The organism is Mesorhizobium sp. M0195, assembly GCF_040322115.1.
Taxonomy (GTDB): domain Bacteria; phylum Pseudomonadota; class Alphaproteobacteria; order Rhizobiales; family Rhizobiaceae; genus Mesorhizobium.
The window spans coordinates 496666-513692 of record NZ_JAMYSV010000002.1 but is presented as its reverse complement, the minus strand read 5'-3'; the positions used below and the strand labels follow the sequence as shown (position 1 = coordinate 513692).

General features: G+C 62.8%; 15 protein-coding genes and 2 pseudogenes. 4 read left to right on the top strand and 13 right to left on the bottom strand.

The features are described from left to right. The first annotated feature begins 4 nt into the window (after positions 1–4). Together NKJ12_RS07250 and NKJ12_RS07245 are read left to right on the top strand one after the other, a co-directional pair. A complete protein-coding gene (locus NKJ12_RS07250; protein ID WP_352505370.1) occupies positions 5–433 on the top strand; it encodes a DUF4440 domain-containing protein in 429 nt (142 codons plus the stop codon). 48 nt (positions 434–481) lie between these two features. Then, positions 482–1741 (top strand): ABC transporter substrate-binding protein, encoded by a 1260-nt coding sequence (locus tag NKJ12_RS07245; RefSeq protein ID WP_128244314.1) that lies wholly within the window; start codon positions 482–484, stop codon positions 1739–1741. A gap of 72 nt (positions 1742–1813) precedes the next feature. Here NKJ12_RS07245 and NKJ12_RS07240 read toward each other — a convergent pair whose 3' ends face one another. The 3 genes from NKJ12_RS07240 to NKJ12_RS07230 all read right to left on the bottom strand — a co-directional run bounded on the left by NKJ12_RS07240 (position 1814) and on the right by NKJ12_RS07230 (position 3972). Further along, entirely contained in the window at positions 1814–2731 is a 918-nt protein-coding gene (locus NKJ12_RS07240) for a sigma-70 family RNA polymerase sigma factor (RefSeq protein ID WP_352701843.1), read from the bottom strand. A 22-nt stretch (positions 2732–2753) separates the two neighbouring features. Next, the gene (locus NKJ12_RS07235; RefSeq protein WP_352701841.1) at positions 2754–3293 is read right to left on the bottom strand and encodes a dihydrofolate reductase family protein; all 540 of its coding nucleotides are present in this window, start codon (positions 3291–3293) and stop codon (positions 2754–2756) included. Positions 3294–3432: 139 nt separating this feature from the next. Beyond that, entirely contained in the window at positions 3433–3972 is a 540-nt protein-coding gene (locus NKJ12_RS07230) for an Lrp/AsnC family transcriptional regulator (protein ID WP_352701839.1), read from the bottom strand. Between the two features lie 48 nt (positions 3973–4020). On the opposite strand from NKJ12_RS07230, the pseudogene NKJ12_RS07225 reads away from it, so the two are divergent. Both NKJ12_RS07225 and NKJ12_RS07220 read left to right on the top strand, forming a co-directional pair. Further along, a pseudogene (locus tag NKJ12_RS07225) lies at positions 4021–5195 on the top strand (MFS transporter). 49 nt (positions 5196–5244) lie between these two features. Then, complete coding sequence (locus tag NKJ12_RS07220) at positions 5245–5676, top strand: GNAT family N-acetyltransferase (RefSeq protein WP_254818745.1); 432 nt, start codon at positions 5245–5247, stop codon at positions 5674–5676. On the opposite strand, the gene NKJ12_RS07215 is transcribed toward NKJ12_RS07220, so the two are convergent. From NKJ12_RS07215 to murA, 10 genes and pseudogenes are all read right to left on the bottom strand, one after another. Further along, a complete protein-coding gene (locus NKJ12_RS07215; RefSeq protein ID WP_352701837.1) occupies positions 5673–6803 on the bottom strand; it encodes an anhydro-N-acetylmuramic acid kinase in 1131 nt (376 codons plus the stop codon). The genes NKJ12_RS07220 and NKJ12_RS07215 overlap by 4 nt on opposite strands. Positions 6804–6808: 5 nt before the next feature. Further along, positions 6809–7810: a serine hydrolase domain-containing protein gene (locus NKJ12_RS07210; RefSeq protein WP_352701834.1), complete on the bottom strand. Its 1002-nt coding sequence runs from the start codon at positions 7808–7810 to the stop codon at positions 6809–6811. 70 nt (positions 7811–7880) lie between these two features. Continuing rightward, entirely contained in the window at positions 7881–9629 is a 1749-nt protein-coding gene (locus tag NKJ12_RS07205; RefSeq protein WP_352701832.1) for an ABC transporter ATP-binding protein, read from the bottom strand. Continuing rightward, positions 9626–10465: an ABC transporter permease gene (locus NKJ12_RS07200; RefSeq protein ID WP_352701830.1), complete on the bottom strand. Its 840-nt coding sequence runs from the start codon at positions 10463–10465 to the stop codon at positions 9626–9628. Before NKJ12_RS07200 ends, NKJ12_RS07205 begins: the two co-directional genes overlap by 4 nt. Continuing rightward, complete coding sequence (locus NKJ12_RS07195) at positions 10465–11424, bottom strand: ABC transporter permease (protein ID WP_352701828.1); 960 nt, start codon at positions 11422–11424, stop codon at positions 10465–10467. The genes NKJ12_RS07200 and NKJ12_RS07195 overlap by 1 nt, the downstream gene beginning before the upstream one ends. Positions 11425–11458: 34 nt before the next feature. Further along, on the bottom strand, positions 11459–12979 hold the full coding sequence (locus NKJ12_RS07190) for an ABC transporter substrate-binding protein (protein ID WP_352701825.1): 1521 nt from the start codon (positions 12977–12979) through the stop codon (positions 11459–11461). A 99-nt stretch (positions 12980–13078) separates the two neighbouring features. Then, positions 13079–13666, bottom strand: a pseudogene (locus NKJ12_RS07185) (N-acetylmuramic acid 6-phosphate etherase); the annotation flags it as partial. Between the two features lie 36 nt (positions 13667–13702). Beyond that, positions 13703–14626 carry an N-acetylmuramic acid 6-phosphate etherase gene (murQ, locus tag NKJ12_RS07180; RefSeq protein ID WP_352455307.1) on the bottom strand — a complete coding sequence of 308 codons (924 nt, stop codon included), beginning with the start codon at positions 14624–14626 and terminating at the stop codon, positions 13703–13705. Between the two features lie 181 nt (positions 14627–14807). Further along, positions 14808–15698, bottom strand: a complete 891-nt coding sequence (locus NKJ12_RS07175; protein WP_352701823.1) for a glucosamine kinase nucleotide-binding domain-containing protein — start codon at positions 15696–15698, stop codon at positions 14808–14810. Further along, positions 15695–16951: a UDP-N-acetylglucosamine 1-carboxyvinyltransferase gene (murA, locus tag NKJ12_RS07170; protein WP_352701821.1), complete on the bottom strand. Its 1257-nt coding sequence runs from the start codon at positions 16949–16951 to the stop codon at positions 15695–15697. The genes NKJ12_RS07175 and murA overlap by 4 nt, the downstream gene beginning before the upstream one ends. Between the last annotated feature and the right edge of the window lie 76 nt (positions 16952–17027).

The window sequence follows — 17027 nt, the reverse complement described above, 5'->3', positions numbered from 1 at the left end:
GGCCATGGACGAAAACCCCTCCTTGCTTTCCCGCGCCAGCGTCGAGGTGGTCGATCTCCACCGCTTCTTCGTCGACTGGTTCAATGCAGCAAGTGCGGACAATGCAGATTTCAGGCGCTTCGAAAGCGTCATGGGCAAAGGCTTCCAGATGGTTGCACCGGATGGCCAGGTCCTCGATCGTGACGCGGTGCTCGACCATGTCAGGGCAAGCCGCGCCAGCTGCGACGGCGATTTCAGTATCTCGATCGAGGACATCCGGGCCGACTGGCAGGCCGGGGACACGATCGTCGTCTGCTACGTCGAGGCACAGCAACGCGCCGGCAGGCACAGCCGCCGTCGCTCGAGTGCCGTTTTCACCACCAGTTCATCGGCGCCTAACGGCGTCGAATGGCGACATCTGCATGAAACCTGGCTGCAGGTGCCGGAAGGCTGAACAGGCTCAAGACGTGAATGAGAGTCGTGTAACGAAAGGGGAACAACAATGACAAAGACGATACTTCAGATCACCACCGCGCTCGCCTTGCTGACAGCGGCCGGCGCAGCGCAGGCCGCCGACTGCAAGATCACCGTCGGCCTCGTCATGGAACTGACCGGCCCGGCCGGCGAATACGGCCAGGCCGGCGCCAAGTCGGTCGAAATGGCCTTCCGCGACATCAACGATGCCGGCGGCGTGCGCGGCTGCGATCTCGCGACCGACACGCGCGACAGCCAGAGCCAGGGCAACATTGCGGTCGACGCCGCAACCCAGCTCGTGCAGGTCAAGAAGGTGCCGGTGATCATAGGCGGCATCATCTCCTCTGTGTCGATCCCGATCCTGACCTCGGTCACCGCGCCGGCCAAGATCGTCCAGGTGTCGCCGGCTTCGTCGTCGCCGACGCTGACGGCGCTCGGGCGCGACGGCAAGACCAACGGCATCTTTTTCCGCACCATCACCTCGGACGCTCTGCAGGGCGTCGCCGCCGCCAAATATGCCATCGACAAGGGCTTCAAGAAGCTGTCGGTCATCCACGTCAACAACGACTTCGGCGTCAACATGGTGGCGGAATTCTCGCGTGCCTATAAGGCGCTCGGTGGCACCATCGTCTCCGACACGCCTTACAATGAAAAGCAGTCGAGCTATGCCTCGGAGGTAACCGCGGCCATGGCCGGCGAACCGGACGGGCTTTACCTCGTCAGCACGCCTGTCGATGGCGCAACCATCGCCCGTACCTGGATTTCGCAGGGCGGTGTCCAGAAATTCCTGCTCAATGACGGCATGAACAGCCCGGATTTCATCGAATCCGTCGGCGCCGACTATTTGAAGGATGCCTATGGCACTTCCTCGGGCACCAGCCCGACCGCATCGACCGAATATTTCACCAAGAACTACAAGGAATTTTCGGGCATTGAGCCGTCGAACCCGGCGGCCGACCGGTCCTATGATGCCGGCGCCATTGTCGGCTTGGCTATCGCGATTGCCGGCTCCGAGGATCCGGCCAAGATCAAGGACGCGATGTACAAGGCGGTCGATCCGGCCGGCACGCCGATCTATGCCGGCAAGGACGAGTTCGCCAAGGCGCTCGGCCTGATCAAGGACGGCAAGCCGATCCGCTACGAAGGCGTCATCGGCCCTGTAGCCTTCGATAAGTACGGCGACATCACCGGCCCGTTCCGGCTCTGGAAGATCGTCGACGGCAAGGTGACGACCGATGGCGAAATGACGACGGATGACGTCAACGCCTTGCAGGCGAAGCTTCAGTAAGCCCCCTATGTCTTGTCCGGCATTGATCCCATTTCATTGAGGTTGATGCCGGACACTTGCATGTCCTGTTGGTTAGGCCGGCCTGGAAACGACCACCGCACCAGCCGTCGGCATGATCCAGCGGCAGGCATAATAATCGGTGATGCGATTTATGGTCCCGCCAGCGGCTTCGATCCGAACCGGATGGGCCGGCTTCCAACCGTCTTCGCCATGGTGGAGCACGAGCAGCACCGCCTCGCCATCGATCATGCCAATCGCCATTTTCCAGGCCGTCGAGGCTCTTTCATATTCGACGAAGTAAGGTGATTCCGACAGCCTGCCCTTGAAGCAATCCGCGACCCGCAATTGTGCGTCGGCGCTGGTCAACGCCCGAACCCCGTCCCAGTCGCGGCGGTTGAACAGTTCGACATAGCGGCTGAGCAATTCCAGAAGTTCCGGATCGCGTTGGGGCTCCGAACGCACGATTGGCTCGCCTGACAAGGCGCCCAATTTGGAGCGGCCACGGCTCAACGCGGCCTTGACGCCACCCACGGTCGAGCCGACGAGATCGGCGATCTCTTCCAGCGAATAGTCGAAGACGTCCTTGAGCAGGACGCAGGCGCGTTCCTTGGGCGGCAGGTGGATCACCAGCCGTTCCATCGCGCGATCCGCGCCCTTGCCCGCCGGCTCGACCGGCAGGATGATCTCGTCTTCGACGAAATTGGCCTCCGCATGCTGACGCACCTGCCGGCTTCGCAGGAAATCGATGCAGCGATTATGTGCAATGCGAAACAGCCAGGGGCGAAGAGCAGTCGCATCGTCCAGCTTCTCGATCTTCCGATAGGCCTCGAACAGCGCCTCTTGCATCACGTCTTCGGCGTCGAGCGTCGAACCGGTCATACGTGCACAGTAGCGGTGCAGCCGTCCACGCAAATGCGCGACTGTCCCCAGGAAGCCGGCGTAGCGGACGTCGAAAAGCCCGGTCGGGTCAAGTCTTGGCTGCATCTTCATCGGCATTCAATTCGGCGGCGGATCACATCGGGACATACGTCAGCGTGATCACACCGTTCTTGAAACGGTGCGTATCTATAAGCTCCAGCTTGACCAGGGACGGGTCGACATCCTGGAAAGCGCGTTTGCCATGCCCGACGCGGGTCGGTACGATCGAGAGTTGATACTCGTCGACAAGCCTGTTGGCGAGCAGCGTCTGGTCGAGATTGCTCACTCCATACTTCAATATGTTGCCGCCGATTTGCTGCTTGATCCTGGCGATTTCGGCAGCGACGTCGCCTTCGATCAGCGACGCGTTCCAGCTCACTGCCTTGAGGCTGCGGGAAGCGACGAGCTTGTTCAGCCCATTCATGCGGTCCATGTACTTGCTGCCTTTGACCTGCGGCCAACGCGCCGAAAACATTTCATAGGTGATGCGGCCGAGCAGGAAAAAATCCGCCTCGCCGGCCTTTTCATATGAGTGTTCCTTCATCTCCTCGTCGAAGAAGGGCGAGGCCCATTCCATTGGTGCTTCGATGACGCCGTCCAGCGAAATGAAGCTGCCTACGATTAATTTTCTCATCGCGTGTCTCCGGTTGCGCAACAGGCATCCCGTCGGATCCAAGAACCGGCGCAAACGAACCGGCCCGACGGATGACCACAGGATGCAGTGCCTAAGACGTTTCCGGTTCGACTTTGGATACGCGTGAGAATCGTATGAGCTAATAAAGCGGCTTGGCCATGTGCCGGGGGGTCGGCCATTCCGTCGTTATCCCCGGCTGCACCGGCCGCTCGAGATAGGTCGACAGGACCACATAGCTTCGGGTCGAGGTGACGCCAGGCGTTTCGTAGAGGCGCGACAACAGGCCTTCGAGTGCCCGCGTGTCCTCCGTGCGGACCTTGATCAGCATGCATGTGTCGCCGGCCACCGAATGAATCTCCTCGACTTCGGGGTGTTCGGAAATAGCCATCAGCTCCGGCGTCTTGCCCCACCCCTTGGTGTCGATATGGACGAAGGCAAGCAGCGGCTTGTGCACCGCCTTGGGATCGATGATGACCGCGGTGTTGCGGATGGCGCCGCTGCGCCGGAGGCGCTTGACGCGTTCATGGGCTGCCGGCGGTGAAAGGCCGACCCGGTCGCCGAGCTCGGCATAGCTGATCGTGGCGTCGTCGACCAGAACGCTTAATATTTTTCGGTCGATTGCATCGATATCGCGGGCGGCAGGCCTGTTCTGCGGAATGCCATCTGTTTCTTCATCCATAATGAAATTCCCTATTGATGCAGAATTTGATACGGCCATTATCGCCGCATGTCGAACAGTGATCAAGTCGCAACATTTACGGCAAGGCCGCCTATCCCGGCGCTCGCTTACCTCCTCACCGGATGCATTGCCGTGATCGGCTCGAACTCGCTGGTGCTCGGTCCGATCGCACCGGCGGTGGCCGCGTCCTTCGGCACAAGCGTGCCGGCGGTTATGATCGCGTCCGCCGCGTTCGGGCTCGGCACATCGGCGAGCGCCTTGTTCCTGGCGCGCTATATCGACCGGCTTGGTGCCCGCCGCATGCTGCAAGGAGCGTTGCTGCTGCTGGCGATAGCGCTCGTCGCCAGCGCTGCTGCGCCGACGGTGACGCGCTGGTCGCGGCCCAGCTTCTCGCCGGCATAGCTGCAGGTGTCGCCATGCCGGCAATCTACGCCAGCTCCGCCGCGATTGCACCGCCCGGCCGCGAAAGCGGCACCATAGGCGTCGTGCTGACCGGCTGGACGCTGAGCATGATCGCCGGGGTTTCGCTATCGGCCGTACTTGCCGACCTGGTGCATTGGCGCGCTGTTTTCGCGGCGGTCGCGGTGCTCTCAGCACTCGCATTGGCAAGCCTGACGCTGACGTCGCTGAGCGATGTCAGGAAGAGCGGCCCGGCGCCGACGCCGCTGGGCGCCTTGAGCGTCCCCGGCATAGTGCCGCTTCTGGTTGCCTGCGCCGCATTCATGACCGCGTTCTATGGTGTCTATGGCTATCTTGGCGATCACCTTCACAATGGCTTGGGACGGCCGGTCAGCGCCAACGGGCTGGCCGCGCTCGCTTATGGCGCCGGATTTGGTGCGGCGGCACTTCTTGACGGCGTTATCGACCGCCTGGGCGCGCGGCGTATCATGCCATTTGCCTACCTGCTCGTCGCGGCCGTCTATGTCGCGATTGCCGCGGCGAGCAGTAGTTTCCATCTGACTATAGCGATGATAGCCGTCTGGGGCCTTGCCAATCATTTCGGCCTGAACGTCCTGGTAATGCGCCTGTCCGCGCTCGATCCTGCGCGGCGCGGCACGATCATGGGCTTGAACAGCGCGGTGACGTATCTCGCGGTGTTCGTCGGCACCACGGCGTTCGGACCGCTTTATTCCACTTTCGGTTTTGCGGCGTCGGCGGTGGTTGCAGCCCTGCTCATGCTGATCGCTGCTGTGGTAGCGGCGTGGCGTTCGCCGAAGCTGTAGCGCAGCAAGGCTTGCGTCTCGGCCCCGTCCATCGATAGATGCTTGGTGGATGGACAATACAACGCTTGAGACAACCGCCGATCCCTTGCCGCACGAGCTGGCTTTTCTCGGAGAGCGGCTTGCTGCGTTCAACGACAGCGATGTCGGCGCCTCCCGCAGGAAGGCATTGGCCGTGTTCGTGCGCGATGAGCACGGCGTTATTGTCGCCGGCATCTCGGGATACACCGCCTGGGGCTGGCTCTATGTGCAATGGCTCTGGGTCGATGAAAAACTGCGCGGCCACGGCATGGCCGGCAGGATGCTCGAGGCGGCCGAGAGGGAGGCGATCGCGCGCGACTGTCACGGCGCCTGGATCGACACGTTCAATCCCAAGGCGGCCAAGGCCTATGAGCGCCACGGCTACCGGCCGTTCGGTGCGCTCGCCGACTTTCCCATTGGCCGCAGCCGCATCTTCTTACAGAAGAACCTGAAGCACGACTAGCCGGCGAGCCGCCCTCCGCGCATCGCCTGCGGCGCGCCGGTCGTGCTGGGGAAGCTGATCGGCAAGCCCCTAAGCACACGCACTGCCAGGAAGGCAAAACACTCCGCCTCCACCGCATCGCCCTTCCAGCCCATCGCCTCAGCCGGCACGGCCTCGACACCGGCGCGGCTGGCAAGCATGGCCATGATCGTTGGATTGTGGCGCCCGCCGCCGCTGATCACCAGCCGCTTCGGCCGGCGCGGCAGAAGATCGAGCCCCTTGCCGACCGCGGCCGCGGTGAAGGCCGTCAGCAGTGCTGCGCCATCCTCGGCATTCATCCCGTCCGCCATCGAGGCGTCGAAATCGAAACGGTCCAGCGATTTCGGGTAAGGCTTGGTCAAATACGGGTGCTGCAGGAGCTTGGCCAGCCGTGACTCGTCGACCGTCCCGGCGCGGGCCAGCGCGCCGTCGCGGTCCATTTCGCCAAGACCCTTCGATTTGATGAAGTCGTTCAGCGGTGCGTTGGCGGGCCCGGTGTCGAAGGCAACAATATTGTCCATGCCGTCCCACCAGGTGATGTTGGCGACGCCGCCGAGATTAAGCACCGCCGTGTCGCCGCTGGCGTCTGCCTCGCGCAGTAGCGCGGCGTGATAGGCGGCCGAGAGCGGCGCACCCTGGCCGCCGGCGCGCATGTCGGCCGAGCGGAAGTCATAGGCGACCTTGGTGCCCAGGATGGCATGCATCAGCTCGCCGTCGCCGAGCTGGCGGGTCTGGCCCAGTCGGCCCACTTGCGGGGCACGGTGCAGCACGGTCTGGCCATGGAAGCCGACGACGCCGATATCGGCCATGGTCAGGCCGTGACTTTCGACAAGATCCCTCACCGCGGCGGATTGGGCGCGCGTCAGTGCCTCCTCTGCCTCACGAAAAATCGCCGGTTCCGGTCCGGTGAAATTCCAGATCCTGGCTTGGCGCAACGTCTCTTCCAACAGGCTGCGGATCGACCTGGGGTAAGGCGCCAGCGTGTAGGTGCCGAAATCCGCGATCCGTTCGCCGTCGGTCTTGATCAGCGCGACGTCGATATTGCCGTCCAGCACGGTGCCGGTCATCAGGCCGACAGCCCACATTGGTTCGCCATTTTTCGCAATCATGCTTGTCAGGCTCCGTTGACGAGATCGCCGATCGATTGCCTTAGCGCTGCGATCCCGCTGTTGAAATGACGTGTCGGATGGATCCGGTTGGTGAGCAAGGTCCATGCTCTGCCTTTGTCGAAGTCGACCCAAAGCCCGGTGCCGGTGAAGCCGGTATGGCCAATTGTGCCGGGGCTGCACAGCCGGCCGCCGGACCAGCCTTCGTAAGGCCGCTCCCAGCCATGGGTGCGGGTTGCCGACAAGGGCGTGCGCATCAGCGCTATTGAACGCTCGGATGCGCCGCTCCCGTCCAGCAGCCCTAGCGCAAAATCGAGGATCGCGGCCGCCGTTCCGAACAGCCCGGCGTGACCGGCCCCTTGCAATGCCGAGCAATTGTCGTCGTGGACCTCGCCGCAGAGAACACGATGGCGCCATGTGCAGTCTTCTGTGGCCGCCGCGCGATCCGGTTCGGTGGAGAACGCGAAGCCCGGACCGGGATCCATGTCGCGAATGGTCTTGCCGGACAGGCGCTCCAGGACGAAGCCGAGCAGAATGAAATTGATATCGGAATAGACCGGCTCCCCGACCTGCCACTCGCGCTGCAGGACAAAGGCGCGCAACAGCTCGGGATCGCGGCCATAGGTGTAGATTGGAGCAACGGCGGGAAACGGCGTCTGATGACCGAGACACTGGCGAAACGTCACCTTCCGTTCCCAGGCTTTTTCGTCATATTGGCGAAGGTCGGGCAGGACCGAAATCAGCGGCGCGTCGAGGTCGATGACGCCTTCCTCCGCCAGTGCCAAGATGCGCGGCGTCGTAAAAATGACTTTGGTCAGCGACGCCAGATCGAACCATGTTTCGATATGCATCGGCCTGACCTTCGGCACGACTTGGGCCGAGCCGATTGCCCGGACGATGCGTTGACCATCCCGGTCGACCATGCCGAGCACGCCGCCAGGAATGCGCGACGCAGCCACGGCCGTTTCGAGCGGGGCGAATGCGCGGTCGAAGAGATCATGGTCGATCAAATACGGCCTCCGTCTGAAAAGCAGCGAGGGGGCTGTCCGTCTGGCTCTGCATGCTTTCGAGCGACAATCATCACACTTCCACCCGCGCTCTATGATCCGGCCCGAATTGCTGCCAATTGGCCGGGCCCGGCTCAAATCCCAGCGGACGCACGAGCGAGGGGACCTGGCGCGTGTCGAGCTCGAAACGTTCATGCCGCCGGTCTATGGAGGGAACGGCCGCGATAAGCTGTTTGGTATAGGAGTGCTTCGGCTCCGAGAGCACCGATCTGGCATCGCCGATCTCGACGATCTGGCCGGCATAGATGACCGCGATGCGATGGGCAATCCGCTCGACGACAGCCATGTCATGCGAGATGAACAGGTAGGCCAGCCCGAATTCACGCTGCAGCTCGATCAAAAGCTCCAACACCCTGGCCTGCACCGATACATCAAGCGCCGAAACCGCTTCGTCGAGGACAACAACCGAAGGATTGAGCATCAGCGCGCGAGCGATGCACAGGCGTTGCCGCTGGCCACCGGAGAATTCGTGCGGATAGCGCTGCAGGCTGTTTTCCGGAAGGCCGACTCGTTTCAGCAGCGCGGCCATTTTCGCCCGCGTTTCAGCAGTTATCCGTCCGCCGGTAGCGATCACCGGCTCTGCGAGGATGCTTTCGATGGTGAGTCTGGGATTGAGCGAGCCATAGGGATTCTGGAACACCATCTGCACGGGCAGGGCGCTCTGCCCGGCGACGGCCTTGCGCGTGTTGGCCGAAATTGTGCCGTGCGTCGGGCGCACCAGCCCCAGAATCGCGCGGGCGGTGGTGGACTTTCCGGAACCGCTCTCGCCGACGACCGCCAATGTCTCGCCTGGCATTAGCTCGAAATCCACCCCGTCCACCGCGTGCACGGTACCGCTGGCGCGGCCGAAAAACCCAGCCTTGACTGGAAACCGCACCACGAGGCCATCGACCATCAGCGCCGGCTCGGCAGCTTTTTGCGTTTCGCGTTGCACGTCCTTGCGTACGGCACTGCCGCCGGCGAAATGCGGCACCGCATGAAGCAGATGCCGCGTATAGGGATGCTGCGGATCGTCCAATATCTGGTTCAGCGCGCCCTGCTCGACAGCTTCCCCGCTTTGCATCACCATGACCTTGTCAGCGATGCCTGCAACCAGACCGATGTCGTGGGTGATGAAGATCATCGACATCCCGGTTTCCTGCTTCAACTCGGCGAGCAGCGCCATGATCTGCGCCTGCACCGTAACATCCAGCGCCGTCGTGGGTTCGTCGGCAATGAGCAGGCGCGGGTTGCAAGCGAGCGCCATGGCGATCATCACCCGCTGCAACATGCCGCCCGAAAGCTGGTTGGGCGTATATTTCAGTCGCCGTGCAGCGTCGGGAATACGCACGCGGTCGAGCGCGTCCTTGGCCGCCACCGTCGCTTGCCGGCCGGTCAGGCCGCGATGCAGGCGAAACGATTCCTCGATCTGCCTGCCGATGGTCAGCACCGGATTGAGCGAGCTCATCGGCTCCTGGAAGATCATGCCGATTTCACCGCCGCGGATCTTCGTCAGTTGCGGCTCGTCCGCGGCGGTCAGGTCGAAAATGCTGTTGTCGACCCGCTTCAGCGTGATCGAGCCTGCGGTGATGCGGCCGCCGCCATAATCGACAAGGCGATTGATCGACAGCGCTGTGACCGATTTGCCCGAGCCGCTTTCGCCGACGATTGCCAATGTTTCGCCGTCGGCGAGATCGAAGCTGACGCCGCGCACAACCTCATTGGCTTTCGGGTTGCGGCCGAAGCCGACGCGCAATCCGCTGACGGACAGCAGCGGGATCATGCGAGCGATCTCCGCATCTTCGGATCGAGGACATCACGCAACGCATCGCCGAGCAGGTTGAAGCCGAGGATGCTGATCATGATCGCCACGCCCGGGAAGATCATCAGCCAGGGAGCTGTCTCCATCAGATTGCGGCTGTCGCTCAGCATCAGGCCGAGCGAGGCGGCGGGCGGCTGCGTGCCGAGTCCGAGGAAGCTTAAGCCGGCCTCGGTCAGCAGTGCCCAGGCCAGCGCCAGCGTCACCTGAACCGTCAGTGGCGCCACCAGATTGAGCAGCAGATGGCGTGTTACGATATAGCCCGCACTGCTGCCGAACGTGCGGGCCGCGTCGACGAACTCGCGCGCCTTGAGCGACAGAGCCGGACCTCGCACGACGCGCGTGAAGATCGGCGTGTAGACGATGGCAATGGCAATGACGCTGGTCGAGGTTCCCGGTCCAGCAACCGCGACGATCAGCAGCGCCAGCAGGATCGCCGGGAACGCCAGCACAACGTCCATGATGCGCATCACCAGGCCGTCCCAGCGGCGCCCGAACCAGGCTGCCGCCAGCCCGAGCACGGTGCCGGCCAGTGTCGCGAAGGCGACCGAAAAGAAGGCCACGATGAAGGACTGGCCGATCCCGGTCATCAGCCGGCTTGCGACATCGCGGCCGAATAGGTCCGTGCCCATCCAGTAGGTGCTATCAGGCGCATGCAGTCGCTCGACCCGGTGCTGCGTCAGCGGATTGTGCGGCGTCAGCCCCAGCATGCCAAGCACGGCAAGCAGCAGATAAAGCGCAACGATCGCACCGCCGATGCGGCCGCTGGGATGCGCAAATATAGCCCGCAATGTCGCCATCAGTGCTCGCTTAGCCGGATACGCGGGTCGAGCGCGACATAGGCGAGGTCGACGAGGAGATTGACGATCATGAAGTTGAAGGCGATGAACAGCACGCTTCCCTGCACCAGCGCGTAGTCGCGCTGCAGGATGGCATCCAGCACCATGCGGCCGAGGCCGGGCAGCGCATAGATCTGCTCGACGATGACAGCTCCGCCCAGGAGGTAGCCGAACTCTATGCCGCTCAGCGTCACGACCGGGATGAGCGCGTTGGGCAAGGCATGCCGCCAGATGACGCCGCGCGCCGAAACGCCCTTGCTGCGCGCCGTCCTGACATAGTCGTCGCTGAGCACATCGAGCATCGCCGAACGCGATATGCGGGTCACCGAAGCCGCGAAGGCAAATCCAAGCGTGACCGCAGGCAGCAACAGCTGGCCGAGATTGCGCAGCGGATCCTGCCACAGCGGCGAAAACTCGCCCATCGCCGGCAAAACGCCAAACCCCGCCGACAGCGTGTAGATGATCAGCAGGGCAAGGACGAAGTTCGGCGTCGACTGCCCGATCATTGCGACAACGCGCACGCCGAGGTCGGACAGCTTTTCGTTATGGGTGGCGGCAAAGATCCCCGCCGGCATGCCGACAACCAGGGCGATGACCATCGACAGCAGGGCGAGTTCCAACGTTAGCGGGAAACGCTCGAGGATGACGTCGAGCACCGGCCTGCCATAGGTGGACGAAATGCCGAGATTGCCTTGGAAAAGACCAAGCAGCCAGCGCCAGTACTGGATGAACCAGGGCTGGTCGATGCCGAAATAAGCTGCAAGCGCATCGCGCTGCTGCGGCGTCAGCAGGCCGGCTTCGGTCCCCAGCATTGCCGTGATCGAATCGCCCGGAACCATCCGGATCGCCAGGAACACCACGATGGACACGCCAAGCAGGACGAGAGGGAAGGTCGCCAGTCGCCGCATCAGATAGTTCACGCGAAGAATATCCTCTCGTCCGGCATCAAAGCAGCTACTGGATCGTCACCTTGGCGAGGCTGAACAGCGAGCCTGTCGGCACCGGTTCGAATCCTGCGATATTCTTCTGCTGTGCCGTGTAGCTGTAGGACGTGTAGAGCCAGATCCAGGGCGACATCTCAGTGATGTGCTTCTCGAAGTCGGCGAAGATCGCTTTGCGCGCTGCCGGGTCGGTCTCGGTGCGGCCCTTCTGCATAAGACTGTCCAGCGTGTCGTCGATATAGTTCGCCACCTTCTGCAGATTGCCCGTCTTGGTCCAGTAGCGGTTGTACATAGTGTAGGGATCGGCCCTGCCGCCGTTCAGCGCGACGGCCATGTCGAAATCGCCCTTCAGCCAGGCGTCGACATAGACGTTGAGCTCCATCATCTTGATGTCGAGCTTGACTCCGATTTCTGCGAGTTGCGACTGGATGACCTGGGCTTCCGCCGCTGCCGTCGGCGGCTCGCCGGTGGCGCCAATCACGGTCGCCGAAAAGCCGTCGGCATAGCCGGCTTCGGCCATCAACTGCTTGGCCTTCTCAATGTCGCGCTTATAGCAGAACAACTGCTTCGGATCGGTCGCCAGTGCCGGGATGGTCAGCGGGCCGGTGACCTTGCCTTCGCCGAGCGAGGCGGTGTCCAGCACTTCCTGCCGGTCGATGGCGCAGGAAATCGCCTGACGCACCTTGAGTTCGGTCATCGGCTTGCGGGAGGGATTGAGCTGCAGCACGTGATAGGCAAGCACCGGCACGCGGTTCAACTGCAGGCTGGCTTCCTTGGGCACCAGCGTGGCGACAAGCGGATCGTTGAGCAGGGCAAAATCGATCTGCTTGGTACGCATCGCCGCCAGTATCGCCGTCTCGTCCGGCAGCACGCTGATATCGATGCCGTCGACGCCGGTCGCGCCGCCTGCCCAGTCCTTGTTGGCGACAAGCACTTCCTTGGAATTCGGATCCCATTTTTCGAGCTTGAACGGACCCGAGCCGATCGTTGTCGTGCCGATCGAGCCGGCCGCGATTTCGCTTGCCGGGACGATCGCCGCATTGACGTCGCTCATCGCCGTCAGGATCGGCACGTCCGGCTGCGAGAGGTGGAACACGACGGTGGCGGGATCGGGCGTGTCGATGCTGGCGATCGAGAGAAAGTTGGCGCGCGCCGCAGCACCCGTCTTCTCGTCAAGTATGCGCTCGAACGATGCCTTGACGTCGGCCGAGGTCACGGCGGCGCCGTTCTGGAATTTTGCTTTCGGATTAAGCTTGAAGCTCAGCTCCTTGCCGTCCGGCGAGAACTGCCATGAATCGGCAATCGCGGGTGTGATTTGCAGGTTTGCGTCGAGCCGCACCAGCGGTTCGTAGATCAGCTCCAGCAGCCGCAGTGAGGAGAATGCCGTCTGCTTGTGCGGATCAAGACCGGTGGCGTCCTGCGACCACGCCATATGCAGCGTCGCCGCACTCGCCTGCACCGGTAGCGCGGCGATGCCAACCATTGCCGCGAGCGTCATGCCGGAAAGCAGTTTCTTGCCAATGTGCCGTACCATTGTCGTCTCCCATTATTGTTAAACCAGATGCCTTGCAGTTCCTCGGACCGCTTCAAAGGGACACACGCCCCGGAACATCGGCCCAGTATCCATGCGGTCTTACACCGTCTTTTCGCCTATCGCCTTGCGCAGGAAACCTCCCGCGTTGGCAAGCGCCTTACGTGCTTCTTCGACACCCATGCCGGTGATCGTCACCAGGATTGCCAGTTTTACATCATTGCCGGTCTGGTCGAGTGCCTGTCGTGCCTGCTGTGCCGCGCAGCCGGTCGTCTGCATCACGATCCTGACCGCCCTTGCGACAAGCTTCTTGTTGCTTGGATTGAGGTCAACCATCAGGTTCTGATAGCTCTTGCCGATGCGGATCATGCTGGCGGTAGACAGCATATTGAGCACCAGCTTTTGCGCGGTTCCCGATTTCAGCCGGGTCGAGCCGGTGAGGACCTCCGGGCCAACCACCGGAGAGATGCCAATATCGGCAATGCCGGCAATGGTCGATCGAGGATTGCAGGACAACGCCACGGTGGTGGCTCCCACTTCCTTGGCATAGGTCAGGCCACCGATGACATAAGGTGTGCGTCCGCTGACAGCGATGCCGACCACCACGTCGCCAGCGGTCAGCTTGATGTCCTGCAGCGCCTTTATTCCCTGTTTCGGATCGTCCTCGGCGCCTTCCGCAGAGTGCACCAGCACGCCCCGGAACATCGGCCCAGTATCCATGCGGTCTTACACCGTCTTTTCGCCTATCGCCTTGCGCAGGAAACCTCCCGCGTTGGCAAGCGCCTTACGTGCTTCTTCGACACCCATGCCGGTGATCGTCACCAGGATTGCCAGTTTTACATCATTGCCGGTCTGGTCGAGTGCCTGTCGTGCCTGCTGTGCCGCGCAGCCGGTCGTCTGCATCACGATCCTGACCGCCCTTGCGACAAGCTTCTTGTTGCTTGGATTGAGGTCAACCATCAGGTTCTGATAGCTCTTGCCGATGCGGATCATGCTGGCGGTAGACAGCATATTGAGCACCAGCTTTTGCGCGGTTCCCGATTTCAGCCGGGTCGAGCCGGTGAGGACCTCCGGGCCAACCACCGGAGAGATGCCAATATCGGCAATGCCGGCAATGGTCGATCGAGGATTGCAGGACAACGCCACGGTGGTGGCTCCCACTTCCTTGGCATAGGTCAGGCCACCGATGACATAAGGTGTGCGTCCGCTGACAGCGATGCCGACCACCACGTCGCCAGCGGTCAGCTTGATGTCCTGCAGCGCCTTTATTCCCTGTTTCGGATCGTCCTCGGCGCCTTCCGCAGAGTGCACCAGCGCGTCAACGCCGCCGGCGATCAGGCCCACCACCATGTCCTCGGGTACCCCGAAGGTCGGCGGACATTCCGAGGCGTCGAGGACGCCGAGCCGGCCGCTGGTGCCAGCCCCCATATAGACAAGGCGTGCACCGTTCTGGAACGCGCTCACGATCCGGTCCACGGCCGCAGCAATATCGGGAATGACCTTCTCGACGGCTGCCGCAACGCCTTTGTCCTCGTCATTGATCTTGCGCAGCACCTCGAGGGTCGGCAACAGATCGATGTCCATGGTTTTCGGGTTCCGGTCCTCGGAAACCAGCCGCTCCAGCTCCGACATCAACCCTTGTTCGACCACTTCTTACTTTCAAGTGCGACTGCGAGCAGGACTGTGATGCCCGCGGCAAGCGGCGTCCAGTGCCTGCACCTGGCCGTCGGCTCCGTACCGGCTGCGCCGGTTCTGTTTCGTTAACTTTTTAGAATTCGATATTCCCTCTGTCAACGGAAAGTAGGAATATTATATTCCTTGCCGAAGGCCATCACTGGCGGCAGAGGGATTTTCTGGCCAGGATTATGGCTCCCGAAACCGCATCGCCGTCGGCCGGCTTCAGCCGTCGGCGGACGTCGGGAGCGAGCCATGGCCCAAGCGGGCTGGACAACCCTCCGAGCAACGTGACCCGCGGCGCGCCTTTTTCGAACAGCACCCGCACGAAGGTGTCGATCTGCTCGGCAGCGCCTTGCACGATCCGCCGACCGGCCGGATCGCCCTGGTCGGCATGACGGATCACCATCGGCGCCATGGCGGCATAGTCCGTCGCGCTGGCGCGGTCCATCCAGGCCACCGCCTCGAACGGATCGTCCTTGAAGCGCTGCATCACCTCGGCCAGCAGCGCCGTCCGCTCATGCCGGCCGTCATGGGCTCGCAAGGCAAGCTGCACCGCCTTCAGTCCGAGATCGGCGCCGCTGCCCTCGTCGGAAATCGGAAAACCGTAGCCGCCGACGCGCAGGTCGCGCCCTTCGACAAAGCCGAGCCCGATCGAACCGGTCCCGGCTATGACGATGGCGCCGTCTTGACCCGAATGCGCGCCAAGGCAAGCCGCGACGCCGTCGCTGACGAAGTCGATGCTCGCAAAGGGTTGTTCGATGCCACGAAACGCCTCGAGCGCACCCTTACGGCCGATGCCGGCAACACCGATACCCGCGCGGATCCTGGCGATTTCCGCCGCCGCGAACCCTGCCTCTTCGATCGCCGCGCCAAAGGCTTTGGCAATCGAGGCCCAGGCCACCTCTATACCGAGTCGCGTTGTCGCCGGGCCCGACAGGCCTTGCCCGAGCACGGTTCCTGCTTCGTCTTCGATACGCGCCCGGCAGCCGGTTCCGCCGCCATCGACGCCCAGGAAATAATGCGGAGACGCCCCACCGGCACTCATTGCCTTATTCGTTCGATCTGGGCGCCGCACAGCCGGAGCTTGCGGTCCAACTGCTCGTACCCGCGGTCGAGATGATAGACGCGATTGATCGTCGTCTCGCCCTCCGACACCAGCGCTGCCAGCACCAGCGAGACGGAGGCGCGCAGGTCGGTCGCCATCACTTGCGCGCCCTTCAGCTTCTCGCCTCCGCGCACCAGCGCCATGGTGCCTTGCAGTTTGATATTGGCGCCGAGCCGCATCAGTTCAGGCACATGCATGAAGCGGTTCTCGAAGATCGTCTCGCGCAACAGCGAAGCGCCCTCGGCACAGCACATCAACGCCATGAACTGCGCCTGGAGATCGGTCGGAAAGCCCGGATAGGGCTCCGTCGTCACGTCGACCGCCTTGAGCGGCCCGTCTCTCGATACGATCAGCCCGCGGTCGCCCGGCCATATTTTCACACCGGCTGCTTCGAGCAGCTGGACGACGGATGCCATGTGCTCGAGCCGCGCGTGGGTCAGCTCGAGCTGACCGCCGGTGATGGCCGCTGCGACGGCATAGGTGCCGGCCTCTATCCGGTCCGGGATGATGTCGTGCGTGGCGGCGCGCCAGTCTGTGCTGCCCCCGATCAGGATGCGGTGCGTGCCGGCGCCCTCGATCCGCGCGCCCATGTCGTTCAGGCAGGCGGCAAGATCGGCCACCTCCGGCTCGCGGGCCGCGTTGAGGATCTCGGTCTCGCCGTTTGCCGTCGTCGCCGCCATCATCGCCGTTTCGGTCGCGCCGACCGACGGCGAGCTCAAAACGATGCGCGCGCCTTTCAGTCCGCCCGGCGCAGACGCGACGATCAGTCCGTTTTCGATCGCGATATCGGCGCCAAGTGCGGCAAGTGCGGCGACATGCATGTCGACCGGCCGTGCGCCGATCGCGCAGCCGCCAGGCAGCGAGACCCGGGCATGACCGAAGCGGGCAAGCAGTGGACCGAGAACCAGCACCGTCGCGCGCATGCGCCTGACGGTATCGTAGCTTGTCTCCCTGGAAGCGGCAGCACTGGTATCGATTGTGGCGGCATGCGCCGACCTGATGACTTCGGCCCCATGAAGGCCGACGACGCCAAGCATGTTGTCGACATCCGTCACCTCAGGCAGGTTGGTCAGCTGCAGCGGATAGGGGCTGAGCAACGCCGCCGCTATTTGCGGCAAGGCCGCGTTCTTGGCGCCGGAGATCGTCACCGCGCCCTCAAGCCTGTGCCCGCCGACGATCCGCAATTTGTCCATGGCTCTGACCTAATCCCGAGCTGTCGGCGAGTCTACGATCTTTCATGTCCGAATCGTCGACATGCCCGAAGGCTGG